Source organism: Bartonella sp. B12(2025), assembly GCF_053795135.1.
The window spans coordinates 1,199,372-1,218,501 of the sequence record NZ_CP200031.1; the positions used below are offsets into that span (position 1 = coordinate 1,199,372).

The 19,130-nt window shown below is 38.6% G+C and carries 19 protein-coding genes and 2 tRNA genes; 13 read left to right on the forward strand and 8 right to left on the reverse strand.

Features of this window, described 5'->3' with window-relative positions; translation table 11 throughout:
* Positions 1–81: 81 nt before the first annotated feature.
* Positions 82–234: a hypothetical protein gene (locus V3564_RS05305; protein ID WP_455480543.1), complete on the reverse strand. Its 153-nt coding sequence runs from the start codon at positions 232–234 to the stop codon at positions 82–84.
* A 162-nt stretch (positions 235–396) separates the two neighbouring features.
* Between V3564_RS05305 and V3564_RS05310 the strand changes: the two genes are divergently transcribed.
* A tRNA-Thr gene (locus V3564_RS05310) sits at positions 397–471 on the forward strand.
* A 109-nt stretch (positions 472–580) separates the two neighbouring features.
* Here V3564_RS05310 and V3564_RS05315 read toward each other — a convergent pair.
* The 4 genes from V3564_RS05315 to V3564_RS05330 all read right to left on the reverse strand — a co-directional run bounded on the left by V3564_RS05315 (position 581) and on the right by V3564_RS05330 (position 3,200).
* On the reverse strand, positions 581–1,357 hold the full coding sequence (locus V3564_RS05315) for a lambda exonuclease family protein (RefSeq protein WP_455480544.1): 777 nt from the start codon (positions 1,355–1,357) through the stop codon (positions 581–583).
* A 619-nt stretch (positions 1,358–1,976) separates the two neighbouring features.
* Entirely contained in the window at positions 1,977–2,174 is a 198-nt protein-coding gene (locus V3564_RS05320; RefSeq protein WP_455480545.1) for a hypothetical protein, read from the reverse strand.
* 6 nt (positions 2,175–2,180) lie between these two features.
* The gene (locus tag V3564_RS05325; protein ID WP_455480546.1) at positions 2,181–2,570 is read right to left on the reverse strand and encodes a hypothetical protein; all 390 of its coding nucleotides are present in this window, start codon (positions 2,568–2,570) and stop codon (positions 2,181–2,183) included.
* Positions 2,571–2,882: 312 nt separating this feature from the next.
* Entirely contained in the window at positions 2,883–3,200 is a 318-nt protein-coding gene (locus V3564_RS05330) for an XRE family transcriptional regulator (protein ID WP_455480547.1), read from the reverse strand.
* 477 nt (positions 3,201–3,677) lie between these two features.
* On the opposite strand from V3564_RS05330, the gene V3564_RS05335 reads away from it, so the two are divergent.
* The 4 genes from V3564_RS05335 (at position 3,678) to V3564_RS05350 (ending at position 9,089) form a co-directional block, all read left to right on the forward strand.
* Positions 3,678–4,715: a YdaU family protein gene (locus tag V3564_RS05335; protein WP_455480548.1), complete on the forward strand. Its 1,038-nt coding sequence runs from the start codon at positions 3,678–3,680 to the stop codon at positions 4,713–4,715.
* 1 nt (position 4,716) lies between these two features.
* A complete protein-coding gene (locus tag V3564_RS05340) occupies positions 4,717–6,675 on the forward strand; it encodes a toprim domain-containing protein (protein ID WP_455480549.1) in 1,959 nt (652 codons plus the stop codon).
* Positions 6,676–6,725: 50 nt separating this feature from the next.
* Positions 6,726–7,340, forward strand: coding sequence for a hypothetical protein (locus V3564_RS05345; RefSeq protein ID WP_455480550.1), 615 nt, complete (start codon positions 6,726–6,728; stop codon positions 7,338–7,340).
* Positions 7,341–8,741: 1,401 nt separating this feature from the next.
* Entirely contained in the window at positions 8,742–9,089 is a 348-nt protein-coding gene (locus tag V3564_RS05350) for a hypothetical protein (RefSeq protein ID WP_455480551.1), read from the forward strand.
* Between the two features lie 558 nt (positions 9,090–9,647).
* Here V3564_RS05350 and V3564_RS05355 read toward each other — a convergent pair.
* A complete protein-coding gene (locus V3564_RS05355; RefSeq protein WP_455480552.1) occupies positions 9,648–9,881 on the reverse strand; it encodes a hypothetical protein in 234 nt (77 codons plus the stop codon).
* A gap of 1,118 nt (positions 9,882–10,999) precedes the next feature.
* On the opposite strand from V3564_RS05355, the gene V3564_RS05360 reads away from it, so the two are divergent.
* A complete protein-coding gene (locus tag V3564_RS05360) occupies positions 11,000–11,545 on the forward strand; it encodes a hypothetical protein (protein WP_455480553.1) in 546 nt (181 codons plus the stop codon).
* Positions 11,546–13,021: 1,476 nt separating this feature from the next.
* Positions 13,022–13,900: a YopJ/AvrA family T3SS effector serine/threonine acetyltransferase gene (locus V3564_RS05365; protein ID WP_455480554.1), complete on the forward strand. Its 879-nt coding sequence runs from the start codon at positions 13,022–13,024 to the stop codon at positions 13,898–13,900.
* 354 nt (positions 13,901–14,254) lie between these two features.
* On the opposite strand, the gene V3564_RS05370 is transcribed toward V3564_RS05365, so the two are convergent.
* Complete coding sequence (locus V3564_RS05370; protein WP_455480555.1) at positions 14,255–14,380, reverse strand: hypothetical protein; 126 nt, start codon at positions 14,378–14,380, stop codon at positions 14,255–14,257.
* Positions 14,381–14,498: 118 nt separating this feature from the next.
* Between V3564_RS05370 and V3564_RS05375 the strand changes: the two genes are divergently transcribed.
* Genes V3564_RS05375 through V3564_RS05390 form a run of 4 tightly spaced genes read left to right on the forward strand, consistent with a single transcriptional unit; the run spans position 14,499 to position 15,732 of the window.
* Entirely contained in the window at positions 14,499–15,161 is a 663-nt protein-coding gene (locus tag V3564_RS05375; protein WP_455480556.1) for a lysozyme, read from the forward strand.
* Positions 15,158–15,385, forward strand: coding sequence for a hypothetical protein (locus V3564_RS05380; RefSeq protein ID WP_455480557.1), 228 nt, complete (start codon positions 15,158–15,160; stop codon positions 15,383–15,385). Before V3564_RS05375 ends, V3564_RS05380 begins: the two co-directional genes overlap by 4 nt.
* The gene (locus V3564_RS05385) at positions 15,318–15,533 is read left to right on the forward strand and encodes a hypothetical protein (RefSeq protein ID WP_455480558.1); all 216 of its coding nucleotides are present in this window, start codon (positions 15,318–15,320) and stop codon (positions 15,531–15,533) included. The genes V3564_RS05380 and V3564_RS05385 overlap by 68 nt, the downstream gene beginning before the upstream one ends.
* The gene (locus V3564_RS05390) at positions 15,514–15,732 is read left to right on the forward strand and encodes a hypothetical protein (protein ID WP_455480559.1); all 219 of its coding nucleotides are present in this window, start codon (positions 15,514–15,516) and stop codon (positions 15,730–15,732) included. The genes V3564_RS05385 and V3564_RS05390 overlap by 20 nt, the downstream gene beginning before the upstream one ends.
* Before the next feature lie 945 nt (positions 15,733–16,677).
* On the opposite strand, the gene V3564_RS05395 is transcribed toward V3564_RS05390, so the two are convergent.
* A tRNA-Leu gene (locus tag V3564_RS05395) sits at positions 16,678–16,762 on the reverse strand.
* A gap of 171 nt (positions 16,763–16,933) precedes the next feature.
* Here V3564_RS05395 and V3564_RS05400 point away from each other — a divergent pair.
* A complete protein-coding gene (locus V3564_RS05400; protein WP_455480560.1) occupies positions 16,934–17,542 on the forward strand; it encodes a YqaA family protein in 609 nt (202 codons plus the stop codon).
* Positions 17,543–17,554: 12 nt separating this feature from the next.
* Positions 17,555–18,127, forward strand: coding sequence for a disulfide bond formation protein B (locus V3564_RS05405; RefSeq protein WP_455480561.1), 573 nt, complete (start codon positions 17,555–17,557; stop codon positions 18,125–18,127).
* Positions 18,128–19,130: the final 1,003 nt, after the last annotated feature.

Consider the following 19,130-nt stretch of genomic DNA (forward strand, 5'->3'; position numbering starts at 1 on the left):
GTTATGATTTCAAAACGAATTCCAAATACCAGAACGAATCATTAAGAAGTTTGGTTGCAAAGACACCGTAAAAAATATTTTTTAGAGCTCTGTTTGCGCTCTTTTTCGACTTTGCTCTTTTCGACGCTTCAGGTTTTGACGCAATTGTTTAGCCAATCTTTCTTGGCGCTGTTTCACTTTTTCGTCTTGGTGATTAAGTTCTTCTTGCTTTTGTTTTTGATAGATTTGTGTCATTGCGCAACCTTTTGAGAACTTTTGAGCTTTTTCAAGCAACTCATGGCTTTTGTATAAGAAATGTATGTCATGACACAAGACAGGTTTTCTTTCAAGAATGCACAAATGTTCTCTTGCCTATTTTATGACAATATGGCACAAGACGCGCAAAGATTGAAAACTGCTGCGGTAGCTCAGTGGTAGAGCACTCCCTTGGTAAGGGAGAGGTCGAGAGTTCAATCCTCTCTCGCAGCACCATTGCACACAGTATTTTTACAATATTCTCATCGCCCCCTTGTGGCACCATACCTTTTCTAAAAGTTTCTGGCTCCCTAGCGGCATCATTATTGAGGTATTTTGCATATTTTCAATGCTGAACGGATCCCCTTCTACTCTTTTTCTTCCCACACCTTATTCCAGTTCTTCCTCCAAGCCTCCCGCTTGTACGCTCCTCCAACGTAGTCTCCGCTCTTCTCCAAGCTTCTTTTGTTCCTCTCTCCAGGGCATTATCCATTCTCACGCCAAAGCTTGTTTCAGCACTCTTAATTTTCTGTACCATGATCTCCAAGGCCTCATTAAAACGGCTAATTTCATTTTCAAGCCTCCGGATATAAGCTTCATCACGATAAGCGCGCTTAATCAGAGGTGGCATATCAGGCCAATAGAGCATCAAATCTATCCATTCGCGTTGAGCAATCCATAAACCTCCCTGACATTGTGCTTTATGTTCTTCTGGAAAACCCCTTTGATAGAAATAAGGGATCAAAATTTCTGGTTTTTTTGTTTTAATTTCCAACAGTCCGTTTTTTCCGACAAAAGCATCGGGAGAAAAGCCTTTTTTTTGGTCATCAGCCAGAACAAATCCAATACATTCAGGCTCTGTATGGGTGAGTGTACCATAGAGCTGCCGTGCACTTGGTTCTAATTCTGTTCCGCGTCGCATAGCAAGCGTTGCCCCCTCATCGACAGTTTTTCCAGTGATTCTTTCTCCAGCGAGTTTCATCATAACAGCATGATATTTTGAAGTTTTTTGTCCTTGTTTTTTTCGTGCAACAACCATTTCAAACAAAGACGCCGTAATCAAGCCATTGCGTGCTTGATGCCATTCAGGTGTTCCCTGAACACAATCAACAATAATTGGCATAATATTTTATCTCCCCTTATCTTTGAGGTGCTTTTTTTAATTGAAGCATCCCCCATGATCTCTTGAAATATCCACTCTTTGAAGTACGTGGCTTTTTGAATCATTTTGCAATTGATCAATCTTGAGCTTTTTTCTTACAGTTTATTAAAAGCCGCTTCTGCTTGCTTTGAAAGCCTGTCGATTGTTTTTTTCTGAATTTTGCAAGCACTCTTTGCGCATCATAAGAGAATGAAAAGCTATCTCTTTTTTGCATATTCTTTACAGAAATGTCTGGTCATTGTCCTCTGTTTGTGACCGAAGATTCTTTGGATCTAAGATTCTTCTCTCTCTCATCAACCAGTTTTTCTTTCTCGTTCATATGCCTTTATCCCCAGATACACATTCTCGCTCCCATGGAAACTTTTCTCCTGCAGACCTTCACCTTTCTCCCTTCAATCATCCCCTAGGCATGGTATGCCTTCCCGCGTCCCACGACCTTTCCCCCCAATACACTCTTCCTTTTCCCGGAAAAGCTGGGACATACAGCACCTTAAACAGTTTGATCCGTATGCCCTACCGCCTTCATTGAAAAAAAAACACTTGAAGTCTATGCCCTCACACGCATAGCTCAAAGCCCCTCTCAATCATGTTGTTGCACGACGGAAAAATCATTTCGGAGATATTCTTCCTCCAAATTTTTCGCAAAACACTCTGCAACCTTCTGCGATGTAAAGAGTACTGCATTGTGTTTTTGTGGTTCGAGTCTGATTGTGTTGTAAGCATTTCCAGCGTAATAAAGTGGAATCCCCCGATAAAAAGTCTTAAGATAACTTGCCATGATTTTTTACCACCAGTAATCAGCCAATACATCACACGGGCGCAAACGATGCTGTTTTTCGTAAGAGCCATAGAGATTATCTTCATAATCGCGTGCGGCTTTTTCATCTAAATAATCATGGTAGGCATCGCTATTAAAAATGAATGGATGAAGTTGCATATTTTGTTCATCAATTTCATGATTTGCGACGTATACATCAGCGAGTTGTTCGCTAACATCCTCTGCATGAAGTGTTGTGAGATCGAGGCGCAAGAGTCTTTGAACATTTTCACATTCTTCAACAAGTTCGAGCACTTCTTCGATTTGATCGAGCGGTCCCTCATAGGCATCACTCTTTTCACCCTCACAGAAAATGATAATCATTTCATCCTCTTTAACGAATGGAATATTTTTCATGATTTTCCCCCTTTGGACAGTTGATAAAGCACAGCTTTGTCTTGACAAGCCTAAATATAGCGTTAGTCTTATATCCTCTATGGGAGATATGTCAATTACTTTATCCTCAATAACAGATATATTTTTAATCTTTACGACGCTCAAACGACATATGTGAATAAAAACTTGTCCTATTTTGTTCACTGAATGTTCTTGTGTTGTTCTCTATTTGTTCTTATTCAACGCAACCACAAACAGACAGGAGAGCTAAAATGAGTGACTTAGAATTGATACAATACTGGTGCACTCTTGATTCAAAAACACAAAAAGATCTTATTTTGATGCTTCGCCAATTGGTCGCCGCAAAAGAGTCAAAATTGCTTGCCTCTCCTCGGGAGAAAGCTTTGAAAGAAGATCAATAAATTCTTTATCTTCAGGGCTCGCTCCTTGTCCATAAAGGATATAATTCATACTGATGTTAATTTCGTGACAAATGCGCGCTAAAGATTCAATTGTTGGTTCTTTTCCTTCAGAAAGGATAGAATGAAGGTACCCTGCACCTTTACCAGCAGCAAGGGAAATAGATCTTTTTGACCGACCACTTTTTTCAAGTGCAACAGTTAATCTTTGACGCCAACCATCGATATTCATAGTTTCACCATATAGCGCGTCTTTAAAAAAAAACACGTCCTTTTTGTAAAACAGGCTTGCATTATCCTCTAAAAAGGATAAAATTAAGAGAACAAACTTTACTTTTTAGGGGAGATAAAAGTTCATTTTCGGGTCAAAAAACACTTTATCACCCCAAAGGATGCAAAAAGTACTCCCCGAAAGCCCACGCGCTTAGAAGCATTGTACTATTATCCTTTTGTCATCTACGCAATCTCAAACTGTAAGGCCGCACGCACTCAAGCACGCCCAATCATTTTGTTAGACTTCATAAAGAGACACCTAAAGAACCGTTATTTAACAGAACAAACCGCAACAAAACCGTAACACTTCACTTAAAGTACAAAAACTTTAATCGAATGCCAACGAATACATAACAAACCAATAAATGCATACAAACACTGTTCACGGTTTTATTGTGAATAGAAACATATACAAAAGAAGAAAGTAGATTGAAGCATGAAACACACCAATCAACATGAAACTCCTCATTATGAATCGTCTAGGCTTCCTTATGTTTGTTGGTATCAAAATGATTTTCTAGGGGGAGTTCGCGGAATGCGCGCACACGAAATTGGGATCTACACAATCCTTCTCAACGAAATGTATGCTCGCGGTCGTCCTCTAGAATTATCAGTAGAACGTTTAGCGCGTCTTTGCGGTTGTGACAAGCGAACTTTTGTTAATGTTTTAGAAATGCTGATTCAAGAAGGAAAGATCTTAAATTTAGCCGGAGGTTTATGGAATAAGCGTTGCGAAAATGTATTTCAAGAGCGAGAAAAATTGCTTGAACAGAAATCTTTTGCAGGACGTTCTTCAGCAAAAAAACGCAAGAAAATCAATGACAAGATTCAACAGCTTCTCAACGAGAGTACAAGAGATGATAAACAAAATCTAGAAGCTCAGAAAGGAGAAGAAAAGGAAACACCTGACGGTGTTTCAGAAAAGAAATTTTTTTTGATCAAGACGAAGGAAGAAGAGAAGAGAGAGCAAGAGGCAACATTTTCGAATCTCTGTTCTCCCCTCACATCCAGCGAACAAGATAGGACAGAGAACCTTCTCAGCCCCCCCACAAACACGGAAAGCTCTACCAGCCTTATGGCAAGCATCGACCCCCCTACCAGCTTAAGCGCAAAGACAAAAAACACACCCGACTCGAAAAAGAAAATCAAGAGTCGCATAGCAGTTCCCAAAGGACAACCTCTTCCTGCTGATTGGCAAGCAGACATCCGAGCGGCGGTTTCAGAAGGCTTGAGCAAAGAACAAGCCCATTGGCAAGAAAAGAAATTTCGCGATTACTGGCATGCCAAAAGCGGGAAAGAAGCACTTAAAGCAGATTGGCAAGCCACATGGCGCAACTGGTTTCGTCGTGAAATTGAGAGGATAAAAGAATCTCAGGAAAAGCGTGCAGTTTTTTCCTCTCCTTCCACTCTAGCATCACATTGCAGCGATAATGATGCTCTTTACAGAAGTCTTATCAACTACCACACAAATTAACATGAGCACAATTTTTGAGATCAAACAGAAGCTTTCATCTCGAGCAGATGCGATAGCAGAAATGCTTCTCCCACAGGGGCACAGACGAGGCAATGATTGGGTTGTTGGCAGCACGCGCGGTGAAGCTGGCCAAAGCTTATTGGTCTGCTTGAGCGGCAGTAAAGCCGGCCTTTGGTATGATTTTGCGGAAGGCAGTGGAGGTGACCTTTTAGACCTTTGGTGCGCAGTAAAAGGAATCAGCCTCTCTCAAGCATTAGAAGAAGCCCGCGCCACTCTCAATCTTACACGTCCAAAACCATTTATGGCACCCCACCGTTCTTATCGACGTCCACCGACTCCTTCAGGGAGCACACCACAAAATTTAGTGAAAACCTATCTGCACAAAGAACGCGGCATCCCTCTTGAGATTATAAAGCGTTACCGCATAGGGGAAGATGGCGAAAAAATCATTTTTCCCTTCTATAAGCCCAACGGTACCCTTGCCTTGGTAAAAGAACGGCTTGCACAAGCGGGAGCAAAAACAAAACCAACAACAGCGCAATGTGAACCGATTTTATTTGGCTGGCAAGCTCTTTGCCCTACAAATCACGCACCTTCCTCCACGGACTGCGTACCTTCCCCTACGAATCATGCTCCCCCCCCAAAAAACAGAGCTTTTTCTTCGACAAATCGTACAATTGTCATCACCGAAGGAGAAATTGATGCACTTTCATTAGCTGCATATGGATATCCAGCGGTTTCTGTACCGTTTGGAGGAGGGACTGGGGGCAAACACAACTGGATTGAAAATGAATTTGATCATTTAGAATCTTTTGAAACTATTTTTTTAGCCACCGATATGGACAAACCAGGTGAAGAAGCAGCATGTGAAATTGCCAACAGGCTTGGTCGCCACCGCTGCTACCGTGTACACTTACCCCGTAAAGATGCCAATGATTGTTTAACCACTGGCATTGATGCAGCCACCATAGCAGCAGCCTTTTCGTCAGCAACAGGTTTTGCACCAAAAGGGTTGCGACGTGCCTCAGAATATAAAGATCAAGTCATAGGGTTGTTTTGGCCGACGCCTGAACAGCATCTTGGCTATACAGTTCCCTACCCTAAACTCAACGGCAAACTGCATTTCCGTCCGGCAGAATTAACGCTGTGGAGTGGTGCGAGTGGTGTTGGGAAAAGCCAGTTATTATCAGATTGCATTCCGCATTGGATTGCCCAAAAGAGTCGTCTTTGCTTAGCTTCACTGGAAATGAAAGGAGAACAATCCTTACGCCGTTTAACAAAACAAACAGGAGGCTTAGAACAACCAACAAGAGAAATGATTGAACAGATTCTGCATTTTTTAGATGATGGGCTTATTCTTTATGAGCATGTTGGTAAATCGAGCGTCGACACACTGTTGGATGTATTTGACTATTGCCGTGCGCGCTATGGATGCGATCAATTTATCATCGACAGTTTAATGCGGCTAGGCATCGCTTCTGATGACTATGCTGGGCAAGAGCAAGCAGTTTATAAAATGGTTGATTGGGCTGTTTTAAACGCCGTGCACATTCATCTTGTTGCCCATGCACGCAAAGGCAGCTTAGAAAGAGATGTCCCCGGGACTGAAGATATTAAAGGTGCCTCAGAAATTGGTGCTAATGCTTTTAACATCATCACCATTTGGCGTAATCGGTCATTAGAAGACAAAATTTGTGCTGCATCTTTGATGAAAGAAAAAGCAGATTTAGCAAAACGCCCAGGCGTTATTATGAATATCGCGAAACAACGTTCAGGTGATTTTGAAGGCAAAATTGGTCTTTGGTTTGATCCACAAACCTATCGCTATCGCTGTTCCTCTGAGCGCTCTTCAACCTCACGTCGTTATCTTGAGCATCCAGACAAAACACCACCATCTTCGAGGATGCCATCTGTCCCAAAAGAAGCGTGCATGAAAACTTCTTTTCATGAGCATACCTGAGCGGCATCCAATTTCTTTTATAAGCAAACCACAATCTTTGAGGAGATAAAATGACCCATCAAAATAAAAGAGAAAACAAAGGCGAACAAAAAAGAAATACACAGACTTCCCTTCTCTCCTGCCAAGATAAAGAGAAACACCACATTGGCCATTTTAAAACGCAAGAAGTGCCTGTTGAAACGAGCAATCCTTATTTTCAGCAAACCCATCCAGAAAGCTCCAACAACCCACGCACCGTTAAAGCCATTATTAATGTACAAAGCCGTCCCATTGCACTTTTATACGCAAAAGGGCATATCAGCAAAGCGCAATATAGAGCAGCAGAACGCTTTTATATTTACTGGCGTCAAAGTCAGGCTGACCTCCATATGAGCCCTGATTACACACGTCAAAAGGTTGGGTGCAGCCAAGGTTACACACATCCCATTGAACGTCAAATAGAGGCATCCAATCATTTGAAAACGATCAAGGTTCACCTTGGTGTTCTTGGCTATTCGCTCGTTGAGCAGGTTGTTGGTTACGGTCAAGCGATCAAAGAGTTAAGTTCCTCAAAACGTAAACAAAACTCTCTTGCTGATCATTTACGAGATTGTTTAGACTTGTTAGCATTTCATTGGGGATACGCAAACCGTAAGTGCTCTGAATTATCTCCCTCTCCAAAATAATAAGACAGCAGAGTGAGACATCATATAAGCAACCATACAGCCCATGAAACATTGAATGATACAAAACATCATCGATGGAGATAATGCAACACCCACGAAATGGATCTGAAGAACGGAAAGAAATACTGGGAACCAATTTCATGAGACTCCCTCACCGACAACCATTCTCAGCAGCAACAAACCTTGTGATCCAACCTTTGCAAAACCATTTTTTGCAGAAAGATAAAAGTTAATTTCAGTATGCTATTCGGCTCTGCTTTATGCAGAGTCCTTTTATCGAACAACTCCCACCTAACAGAAAGCTGCCCCATCGGAAATAAAGCTCACTGAAGTGCTTCCACTCCTACAAAAATTTGCATCTTCTTTCAAACCTTTATCCATTATTCTCCAACAGCATCACTTTCAGCATTTTCCTGACGCATAAACAGATTTGCAGACTTATTCTTTTCATTAAAACTCTATTTTAACAAAGAATAAAAGTGTTTTTCATAACCACAGCCTATTGCCTATAATACTTTAAAACATCATTTATAGAGTACATTTTGAATAAAATGTATTTAAGAATACATATCACAGCATAAGTTAAGAATAAAACAACAACTCCTCTTCTCTATATACTGTTTCATTATGTTTATTTCTGCAACGAAAGCACTTTATAAAAACATAAGTTATAAATCCTGTGCAAATGAAACAAAAACAAGAAATAACCAAACAGAAGCATCAAAATGTTCTAATTATACTACGGATTTTTTTAGCTTCTTTTGCCATTATAGCAACTTGCTAACCATACAATCATCTCAAATATTGAGGATGCAAAATAAATATCCATAGCAAATATAATAATAGTCAATCGAGATCAGATACAGAAAATATAAATCTCCTTAGCTATCTCTATTGTTCTCACGAAACATGCCTCCCACGGAGGGTGCATCCAAACCCTCTCCATAGGATGCACCCCATCCCCCTCACGGGGTGCATCCCAACCCTCACAGGATGCACCCCATCCCCCCTCACGGGGTGCATCCAAACCCTCACAGGATGCACCCAACTCCTTACGGAGTGCATCCCAACCCTCACAGGATGCATCCCAGCTCTTTCATATGGATGTTTCGCTTTTAGAGCCTCTTGGCCATGACACAAAAAAAGAAAACTGCCAGCAATTATTTTTGTCACCCATTTTCGCAATGATTATATGTATAAAACCTTCAACCTTACTTTACATATTCATAAAACAGAATTTGAAAGAATTGATTGAGTCAATTAAGAATAAATTTTGTCAAATTGTAGACAAAATTTATTCTTTTTTGTGATTGTTGCATTTTTACTATAGTTATTTAAAGTGAATTTATATATCATCCATTTTGGATATTTATTTTAATAAATAAATATAGGAGGAAAACTATGAATATTAGATATTTTTTCATAGCAGGTGCAGTTACAAGTGCTTTAACTCTTGCAATTCAAGAATCTGATCGTATAACTAATAAACAACCATCTCCTATTGTTGCTCCCTATACTGTTGATGAAAATATTTTACAGCTTTTTGAACCAACAAGTGCCACATTAGGAACTTTAGGTGCATTGGGTGCATCGCATATACTAGGAACGCACAATAATAGCGAAGCAAGACAGAGAAGAATAGATGATTTATGTCAACAAGGAAAAAACTTATTGTCTGCAATAGTTGGATTTTTGCGTTCTCTTATTATGTGTTGCATAGAACAGCTTTTTACGGAGAACAGAGGATAGGGTAGCTAACAATTTCTAAAGACTCCGCCTATACATTGTAATATATTACAAAGCTAAATATTGAAAAGGTCCCGGCAAAGATGGGGCCTTGATTTTACTTCGCTTTTCTTTTTATCAACGATAATATACTTCTGATCTCTATTCTATAATGCTTGCATCTACATAATGAACAGTTTTTTATCAAAGATGAAGCAGTAATCTTTTTTTCACAGGCTGGATAACGATAGATTTGAAATTGATTATACTTTCCCACTTTGTAGATTCAAGTAACTTTTAGCCTATTCTCTTTTAAAGTTTTTCTGTTATTCTTCATTTTTCTTAAGTTTTTGAACTATTTTTATCTCTCTAGGCTCTTTGTTGTACCTAACAATTGATTGCTCTACGTACCAATCTTTATATCCATAAAGTGTGACTCACCATCCTGTATATAGAGAATATCGTGGCGAAGTTTTTCCCATTGACTTCACTCATTATTTCCTTTCCTCGCCGCACACAATGAATCTTTGTGCCCTTAATTCTTGTTTTTTGCATCGACTGCTTTTCTATGGTAAGCTTTTTTTATTGCAAAACTCTGGCTCTCTGGCTCTCTAAATACTGATAACTTTCCACTGTACCTTCAGCTGACAAGTTCTCTGCAACCTGTTCAAGAAAATTGTAACTAAGCTGCACCATCTTTGCCACTTTTTGAGTCAACACAACAGCATATCCAAGATGATTTTTTAATGCTTTCATCAAAGCCAGGCGGATCGCCTGCTGCAAAGCTTTGACTGTAAGACTGCAAAGTTTCAACATCGCTCAACAAAGCAAAAGCACCAAAAAGATACTGTTCCTACCAGAATACATACCGACACAAAGACTAACAACACAAAGAGAATGGCAGCATTCGCAATTCTCGACTCGTTTACACTCTCTCATATCATCTTGCAAGAAAGTGATATAACATGACCTTTTAAAGCCATGGTGATAGAGATATGAAGAACATACTGATATAATCTTTCCATGAAAAAATGAAAGTTTTCAGTCTCTATTTTAAAGAGTTTTTAAATTTCTATCAAAAGGTAACGTGACATGTTTTCAACATGGCTGCATACGCCATTTATAAACGAATATTCACCCATAAAACAGCCATTTTAATATTATGTTCCATAGTTTTATAACAATCTCATGATAAAGATCATGCCTTTCTACAGAACAGAAAAGATTAAAAGGTCATATTTATATTTATCCTTTATAAATGATAACTTTAAAAAGAAAAAGATAGATACAAAAAGAGATAAGAATAACCGGATAATTTTGTTATTTATATTGTACTCTCAGCGTATTATCGATATTTTCATTTGAAACGATAAGCTACGTTGTGGTATTATAATAGGGGAAAAAGTTTATTTTTTGAAGGCCTATTCTATTCAATATATGATAAACTTTCCTTTAAAAGGGATACAAAAATATGCTCAACAAAGTGATGTGCATCAAGCATCTTGGTACTGTGCCCAACAGCAAAACAATAACTTCTAGAGCAGAGATTGAAAATCTCTGTCAAACCTCCTCGAGCAGAGAGGCAAATAAAACAACTCATCAAAAAACACAGTGGAATGCCATTGTATTTTCTTGTTCGCATTTAGCAAAAGTTGCTCTTTTCAATCTCTCAACACACATTCAAAACTCTGTAGAAAGCAAATAATCAACTGTAAATGGCAAAATCAAAATGGTGGTAAACAACTTGCAACAGGGATTATTGTGCCATCCAAGAAGCATTACTCTAACTTGAAGTAAAAAACGACTTTACAGCCCTTGCTTTTCATCAGCAACCACTATCCCTTATGCCCCCTCAATTGTAGCATTCTTTCGGGTGCTTTTTACGACGCTGTCCCTTTGAAGAGACAGCCCTTTTTAATTCAAACGGTAGGTTCATGAAAATGCATAAAAAACGCGGTAGACCTAAAATAACGGGAAAGCTAAGAGAACCCAATGGTCGTATTTCACGTGCCAAAAGACAACACAAATCTCCCACTCAATCTACGATTGAAATGCGTGCTAAACACTTTGGCTTGACCATAGAAGAAGCAAAAAATCCACTTTCGAGTTCTTATATTGGGCGACTTTGCTTACTTGGATATAAACAGGATGCATCAGGCATCAGCAAAGAGCAATATGATACTGCGCAGCAGTACTTACAAATCAGAAACGACTATTTATGTGCAAAAGGTTTGCCAAACGGCTATTATGATGATTTTACGCACGCATCAAATGAAAAGGCACAAAAACAATGGCTTCAAAGAGCAACCGATCACTATGAGAACATGAAAGAAACGATTAAAAAAGCACAACACCTGCATCGCCAACATAACTTTCATGCCGCATTACAATATCTTGTTGTAGAGGATCAACCGCTCCCCTATCTTGTCTGTTCACTGCGCATTATTCTTAATGTGCTTCATAAACATTTTAATGGTTAAACAAAGAATTAGCATCCGATAAAACACACATGCGTAAATAGGCACTCTATCCCCATACACACAGTGTTAGACTATGAATGGAATGACATCCTGAGTATTCATTGCAAAATTGAAGCGTGAGAGCTTTGAAAATATCAGAGAAAAGATCTACCCTACCAGCAAGCACCGCACTCAAAGTTTCACAACCAGCAACAAACTTCATGCAGCAACAAACTTCATGGTTTAAACTTTGCAACAGTACATTTCTCTTTTCTAAAAAAGAGGAAAAGCAGTTCTTGTTTTACATCCGAAAAATCTTTCCAATTGAGACAGCAAGCTTTGTTGCATAACTAGTAGGTTTGCTAAAATAAAAACATAAGATCACACTTTTTTGTTGACAGTATATGATAAATAGTATTTAATGACGGATGCGGAGTAAGTTTTTTTGTATCCAAATTTTGTCATCCTCTCCCTGAAATGCGGTGAGGCATTGTCCTTAGAAACGGCGATGCAAGACGTGTCCGTGTATATTAAAAATACAATGGCATCTATGTCTTATTTCAGTTTTCTTTTGCATCAATAGTATAGAAGAATAAACTTGAATAGAGAATTCAGGGCAGGATGTCCGTAGAATCTCTGCAATGAATCACATAAAGTAGCAAGAATCTACCGAGAGAAACCACCCTGTTTACAGGGTATGGGAATGAGGGAAACTTCGTCCTTTAAGGCCAGAAGGCAGTTAATCTTAGAATTCAAGAAGAGATAAAACCCTCAATGGAATCTAAAGAGAGGCATTTTTCAAATAGGAACAAGGAGCAGCGAGAAGTACGATTTTCTCAGCAGAAAGAGTAAGACCAATTTTTTTAAATAACAAATGAATAATTGGCCATAAAAATAAGAAATTAGATAAATGTGTTATTAAAGCGTTTTCTAAAAAGGAAGGAATGGTGAAAGCAGTTATCACGAAAACAATGTGCATTATGGCAACAAAAGTACCGTTGTGAATACCATTTTTTAACACCTTCAAATTGTTTGTTCTAAACCCTCGACCAAACAATCCATTCACTGCGTTTTTTCATCTGATCTGCACCCATCTTAAACATGTGCATGCTGCAAAATTTGCTATTATCCATGCAGCATAAAAGCGTGATAAGCAAAAAGAGTATACAAAGCTTTCATTTTAAAACACCAAGATAAAGTTGCAAATGCACTCAAGCTTCTTGCAATTTTACAGATTTTGAAGATGCAGAAGACATCCAGATTTTTGATTTTAAGAAATCTATAATTCTCGTTTAGAAAATCTTCTTACGAAAATTTTTTTAGACTTAAAACATAACCTCGTTCCCTTACTTTTCAAGATAAAGAAGGAATCAAGGCAGAACATTATTTTGCCAAAATTTAGAAAATAATATTTAAGGAAATCAACGAAAAACATTATTTTACCAAAATTAAGACAAACAATATTTAACGCCGATTATTAATACGGAGATTAATATTATGAAACCGCAAAATTTAAAAGACACCGCCAGTCATTCATCACAAATGCAAGAAGGCAATCAATCAGAAAATGTTGCCTTCAGTCCTGAACAATTAAAGGATATTATTGCAGGTTTAGAAACTGACATTGTCGATGGAAACTGGATGAACGCTGATTATGCAAGCACAGATCTTAAAATGATGCCTGCCTTAGTGGAACAGGCAAACCTTAAATATCCAGGAATGAATCTTAGCTTCGCGATGACAGCTCACGAATTTGCTGACTCAATGAAAAAAGCCATCGATGACGGGGTTCAATCTTCCAGATGTATAATTAACATAAAGGATGGAGGAATCCATTTTGCGGTGATTGATCATAGAACCATAGATGACCAAACGTCCGTGGTATTTTTTGAACCAACAACCCTTAAGAGTATGCAACCAGCGATGCTGGCATTAAGGACACAAAGTGCCGTTAAATCTCATCAAGTGCCTAATTGTCATTTTGCTATAGTAGAAATGGATATTCAACGAAGCGCCTCTGAATGTGGAATGTTTAGTTTAGCTCTTGCCAAAAAGCTTTATACCGAATCCAGTAAATTAGAAAGAATGCACAGAGATAATATTAGCGGTGTATTATGTGAACGGGGTACGCCGTTACCTTATGATAAGTTAGATCATTATCTTCCACCTAGTTTTTACAAACACACGCAAGGTACAAGACGTCTCAAGGAATATGTGAAATCAAATCCGAGTGCTGAAAGTGAAAAAGTTAACAAAAAGGGCGAAACTCTTTTTCAAAGGTTTGATAAGAACTCAGTTAAAGCAGAGGACAAAAATGTTTCTGTTTCATCACACAAGAAAAGGATCATTGAATATAAATCCGTACTTAAATTATGATGCAATTTTTTAACGTTTTTGGCTAATATCCCTAGATAAATCCAACTATCCATTCAGGTTTATGGGTGGTAGTGGATTTTTTAATGTTGGTGAATCCGTTTGCTTTTTCGATTTATAAGACGCAAATGGCATAAACAATTTGCATATTAAGGCAAGACTTAGTTGTTGTATCAAAAAATAGACAAATCTTAACGCTATATCAAAGTTCTAGGGATCTTTTGATGATAATGCGTATTTGCCTGGATAGGCAGGATATTTAATGCTTTTTCAAGAGCATAAATAGAGGTAATGTGTGTTTTTAAAGGCTCCTTCTATAGAAGTTCCTTTAGAATGAGAATTTTTTATTTCAAACTCCTACGCACCAAGGATATTTTGCAATTTCAGCCCTATAAGCACCGTTAGAATACCACCACCCCACAGAGGGGCACCACTGCTAACCAACCACACAAACAACCACTCACCAGAAACCTCATTATCCACCAATCTCGTGGTTTAATCAAAGTTTTCCTTCTCTTCTATTCCTGAAGGGCGGGGAAAGTTAGTTTTATTATGTCAGTCAGCCTCACTTTAATGTGAGGCTTTTTTTATGGAGAAGTTTATGCGAAAAATATCATCAGAAGGACTTGCACTCATTAAACAATGGGAAGGATTGCGTTTGAGTGCCTATAAAGATACCACCGGTGTGTGGACTATTGGTTATGGACATACAAGTGCCTCTGGAAAACCTTTTGTTCACAAAGGCATGGCGATCACTGAAAAGCAAGCAGAAGAGCTTCTTTGCCAAGATTTAAGGCAATTTGAAAACACTGTTGAACAAGCTGTTATCGTCTCTTTGAATCACTATCAATTCACGGCATTAGTATCCTTTTGCTATAATGTTGGAATAGAAGCATTTTGCAATTCTACACTTTTAAAGAAGCTTAATAACGGTGATTATGAAGCTGTACCAACCGAATTACAGAAATGGACAAAAGCGGGGGGCAAACGTTTGCAGGGTCTCGTCCATCGTCGTGCAGCAGAAGCAGGGTTATGGGCTAAAGGGGCTTATGTTTCTTCCAATTATCAAACAGTGGAGACCAAAGAGCCAATGGGGCTTCTCAAAGCAGAAGCTCTTGCCCCAATCATTGGTTCTTTTTCGGGGCTTGGAGGTTTATTTGCAGGCGATGGTCCGATGCAATGGGCATTAGCACTTTTTATGATTTTAGCAGCATGTACCGGCCTTCTTTTTGTTGCTAAAAGGTTTTGGGAGCAACGCTTATGATACGGTGGATGAAAAAAAATTTAACAATGATAGGAGCGGCTTTAGCCGCTTTTTTTATCATGTTAGCAAAAGTTTTTACTCTTGGAAAAAAGGTTGAACAACAAAAGCAAACAGAAAAAGCTCTAAAGTTAGTAACAACAAGGCTTGAGGTAGAAAATGAAATTAATAAAAAAAGTGACGCTGATGTGCGTGCTGATCTCGCTAACTGGTTGCGCAACAAATGAGCATTCTTCTTGTGTTGGTTGGTTGCCCATTTACTTAGACAAGCAAGATCTCAACGTCATCAGCTCGCGCTTAGCACGAGATATCTTAAAGCATAATAAGCAGGGTGAACATCTGTGTGGATGGGAACATGGTCAGAAGAGAAACTGAGAAAAAAATAGAGCTTACAGAAACGGAAAAAGAAATGCTTCAAGAAATGATCATTACCTACAAAAGTGTGAAAATGATGTCTTGTTGTATGAAATGGATAGCATTTTTTATCTTTTTGTTGATCCTTGATTTTGCACGCCTCATAGATGCGATAGAGGATATTTTTACACATTTAAAGCAGTGGCTCTCAAAAAACTAAAAGTTCATTGTGCTGTAAAACAGTGTTCGTCATGGTGGGAAAGAAATCAACAAATCAAGTTTGCACAATTTATGATAGAGATGAGCGATATGCTATTTAAAATTTTTATCAAACCGTTTCTACTATGAATGTGGTGCACGAATCCAAGAGAGCACACCGTTGTTTAAAAAAATCCATTTGCATGGAAGATTTTGTAACGAATTGCCTCCCAAATGAGCAAGAATCATTTTGGCAATTTCAAATGGTGTAGATGTTATTTCTCCCACCCAATATCATCCGCTTGAGCGAAAGCGGATGATAAGTAAAACCACAAAGTTTCATGTATTTTGCTCTCATTGCCTCAAAGGAAGTCTTGACACGACTTTGCATAAATCACAGCTTCACCTGATAACACGATAACAATCTTACACAAAGTGGGCAGATTGTTTAATATTGTATAACTTTTATTTCTCTTCGCTCTAGAGGATAAAGATCGTCGCCCCCCATCAATCTGTACTAGACAAATTTTAGAATTTTACGGTAAAGCTGAAAGCTTTCAAGCGTTAAAAAACAGTACGACACTGTAACTTCTCGTAATTTTACTGATAACTTCAGTTTTTTTACACCTTCCCCTATCAAGATTGTCATGATTTTGACAAGGGCAGCATGAATGCGCATCTTGAACTTTTCATTCTAACCTGTTTTTCAGATTGTTTTTTCCCTGTGGGTTCCTACTATTGACCCCTTATGTAATTCATTTCAGAGACTCGACAGACAAATCCTGCTCTACATCTTTCATTCAAGTTTGCGATTTTATACCTTGTTAATACAAAAGAGAAAACTGACAGACATAAACGCCATTGTATTTTTAATACGCATGAATGTGCCTTACATCACTGTCTTGAAGGAAAATATTTTACAGCACTTAAGTATAACTTCCTGAATAAGTGGAAGTCCCCATTAAAATGGTGCGGGTGGTCGGACTCGAACCGACACTCCTTTCGGAACCAGATTTTGAGTCTGGCGCGTCTACCAGTTCCACCACACCCGCACACTGTCATAAAGGGCAGACTTGCCCGTTATCTTCTTGCACTATATGAAGAAGAATAGATTCGTCAACACCAGACTTTTCATTTTTTAAGAATCCGTATTATTTTTGCCTCATCGGATTTATGGAGTACAATTTATAAAGTCTTTACCTCTTAAAATTATGAGAGCCCTTATGATATTGAAAAGACTAAAGCTTTGGACAATTTCCTTGGCAAATAGGCGTACAGCACCACACTGGCTTGGATTCATTGCCTTTATTGAAAGTTCTGTTTTTCCAATTCCGGTAGATGTTTTGTATATTCCGCTAGCACTTGTGCGACCCAAACGGGCTTATCATTATGCTTTTATTGCTACTGTGTGTTCTGTTTTGGGGGGAATTCTCGGTTGGTTTATTGGGCATTTTGCTTACGACACTCTTGCCAAACCGATTTTAGAATTTTACGGTAAAGTTGAAAGTTTTCAAGCGCTAAAAAACAGCGCGACACTGCAACTTCTTGTAATTTTACTCATAACTTCAGGTTTTTTACACCTTCCCCCCATCAAGATTGTCACGATTTTAGCAGGTGTCATGGGTGTGCATCTTGCAGTTTTCATTCTAAGCTGTGTTTTTGCTCGGGGAGCTCGTTTTTATCTTCTCGCGTGGCTTATTCAGCGTTTTGGACATCAAGCAATGGATTTTTTCTTCCACCATTTCAAATGGATTGTCTTGATTGGTTGTGTTATTCTCTTACTGTTCTATAAGATTTTGATAACTTTTGTGAACAGTCAGCTTTTACTTTAAGGAACATGCTTAATGACACATCTTTTGTTTTCTCAGCATCTTTTAAACAAGCATTTTCATCTTGAACCAAGCAGAAAAGAGAAAAGTTTATGGGCTTTTTTTCTCGCTTTTTGTCTCTCTGCCACAATAGGTCTAGCACTTGGTTTTGAATATATTGGAGGATATCTTCCTTGCGATTTATGCCTCATTGAGCGTTTTCCCTATTATGCCGCTATACCAGTTTTGATTTTAGCAGGTTTAGGGGCATGGTGCTCCCGCATGTCTTTTTGGCTACAACTTTTATTTTGGTGTGTTTTTGTCCTAATGGCCATCAGTTTTGTTTTAGCGGTGTATCATGCAGGTGTTGAATATGGCTTTTGGCCAGGACCTCCCGGCTGTAGTGCAGCTGCAATAAGAAAAACAACAGACGTTAACCAGCTATTCAACCAATTGAACAGCATCCATCCTCCTTCTTGTTCTGAGGCATCTTGGCGCTTTCTTTTTCTCTCCTTTGCCGGTTGGAATGCCGTTGCCAGCCTGTTTTTCATGCTCATCAGCTTTTATATTGCTTCAAAAGGGTTTCTTTCAGGCCATAAAAAGCCATAACTGCAAAACAAGAGCGAGAACACGGATACACGTGTTCTCCAGCCAAAACATGCGCATCATCCCTTCCGGTACCAGCATCTTTCCTCACCAAGCACCGGGCTGAAACGACAAAAATAACAGATGCGTGCATTTTACTGTTTCACCTCTTTGCAATATTTTGAAAGAAGCCCACGATAGAAAAGCTGTAAGACACAGTAAAAGAATCGATAAACACGAATAGTCTGCCATGCTTGAAGATAAGAATACAACGCCTCCTGCCCCCATCACCTACTTCTCAGATATAAGCCAATTTAAAGAACCACATGCCATGATGGAACCACAATGCATAGCGAGAGCATGATTTAAATTACTCCTTACAAAAAACCACTCCATATAAAACCACGAATCAAATCAGCACTACGGAAAAACTTTTGGTGCGAGTTTCCTCATGATGCAATATTATCTAAATTTTGGAAAAAACAGCTTATTCTAGTGCTCTCTAAAAATGCAAAATTATATGAAAATGTTATATTTTGCCTTTTACGACGAGATTACAACCTTATAATCCAGCTACTTACCCACGATAATCTTATAGAACATAAAAAAGGCGTAGATTATCTGCAATTACGCCACAATAATTTCCGCAGGTCATGTAGGTTTCTTGCATGTTATTCCAAGATTATCCAGAGACAATTTTAATAAAATTGTAGCTCTAATTCTCAAATATTTGCTGCGTTTACACTCTTAACTTTTAAAAAACAAGCGTCTATTATCACCATATATTCACCAGCAATGGTGCCCACTTCCCCTTAAGGGGCAAGAAGACTAGAACAGAGGAGTTTGTCCCCTTCCTCGTCATTTGAGATGTTTTTTTGAACCTTATTCAAGGAATTTTTTAAGATATTTTTCTTGGAAACCCCTTCAATATTCATGCTCAATTGTTCCTCTTTAAAAACATTTGTAAATTGAGTACATAAAATGGTGTCTGTACTGTTGAAGCAATAATTTTCTAGATTATCCTTTT

Coding starts and splice junctions, on each gene's coding strand:
- V3564_RS05350 (WP_455480551.1), top strand. CDS start 8,742: ATGAATATTAGATATTTTTTCATAGCAGGTGCAGTTACAAGTGCTTTA.
- V3564_RS05320 (WP_455480545.1), bottom strand. CDS start 2,174: ATGGCAAGTTATCTTAAGACTTTTTATCGGGGGATTCCACTTTATTAC.
- V3564_RS05355 (WP_455480552.1), bottom strand. CDS start 9,881: ATGTTGAAACTTTGCAGTCTTACAGTCAAAGCTTTGCAGCAGGCGATC.
- V3564_RS05340 (WP_455480549.1), top strand. CDS start 4,717: ATGAGCACAATTTTTGAGATCAAACAGAAGCTTTCATCTCGAGCAGAT.
- V3564_RS05305 (WP_455480543.1), bottom strand. CDS start 234: ATGACACAAATCTATCAAAAACAAAAGCAAGAAGAACTTAATCACCAA.
- V3564_RS05315 (WP_455480544.1), bottom strand. CDS start 1,357: ATGCCAATTATTGTTGATTGTGTTCAGGGAACACCTGAATGGCATCAA.
- V3564_RS05400 (WP_455480560.1), top strand. CDS start 16,934: ATGATATTGAAAAGACTAAAGCTTTGGACAATTTCCTTGGCAAATAGG.
- V3564_RS05375 (WP_455480556.1), top strand. CDS start 14,499: ATGCGAAAAATATCATCAGAAGGACTTGCACTCATTAAACAATGGGAA.
- V3564_RS05325 (WP_455480546.1), bottom strand. CDS start 2,570: ATGAAAAATATTCCATTCGTTAAAGAGGATGAAATGATTATCATTTTC.
- V3564_RS05360 (WP_455480553.1), top strand. CDS start 11,000: ATGAAAATGCATAAAAAACGCGGTAGACCTAAAATAACGGGAAAGCTA.
- V3564_RS05345 (WP_455480550.1), top strand. CDS start 6,726: ATGACCCATCAAAATAAAAGAGAAAACAAAGGCGAACAAAAAAGAAAT.
- V3564_RS05385 (WP_455480558.1), top strand. CDS start 15,318: ATGAAATTAATAAAAAAAGTGACGCTGATGTGCGTGCTGATCTCGCTA.
- V3564_RS05405 (WP_455480561.1), top strand. CDS start 17,555: ATGACACATCTTTTGTTTTCTCAGCATCTTTTAAACAAGCATTTTCAT.
- V3564_RS05330 (WP_455480547.1), bottom strand. CDS start 3,200: ATGAATATCGATGGTTGGCGTCAAAGATTAACTGTTGCACTTGAAAAA.
- V3564_RS05390 (WP_455480559.1), top strand. CDS start 15,514: ATGGTCAGAAGAGAAACTGAGAAAAAAATAGAGCTTACAGAAACGGAA.
- V3564_RS05365 (WP_455480554.1), top strand. CDS start 13,022: ATGAAACCGCAAAATTTAAAAGACACCGCCAGTCATTCATCACAAATG.
- V3564_RS05380 (WP_455480557.1), top strand. CDS start 15,158: ATGATACGGTGGATGAAAAAAAATTTAACAATGATAGGAGCGGCTTTA.
- V3564_RS05335 (WP_455480548.1), top strand. CDS start 3,678: ATGAAACACACCAATCAACATGAAACTCCTCATTATGAATCGTCTAGG.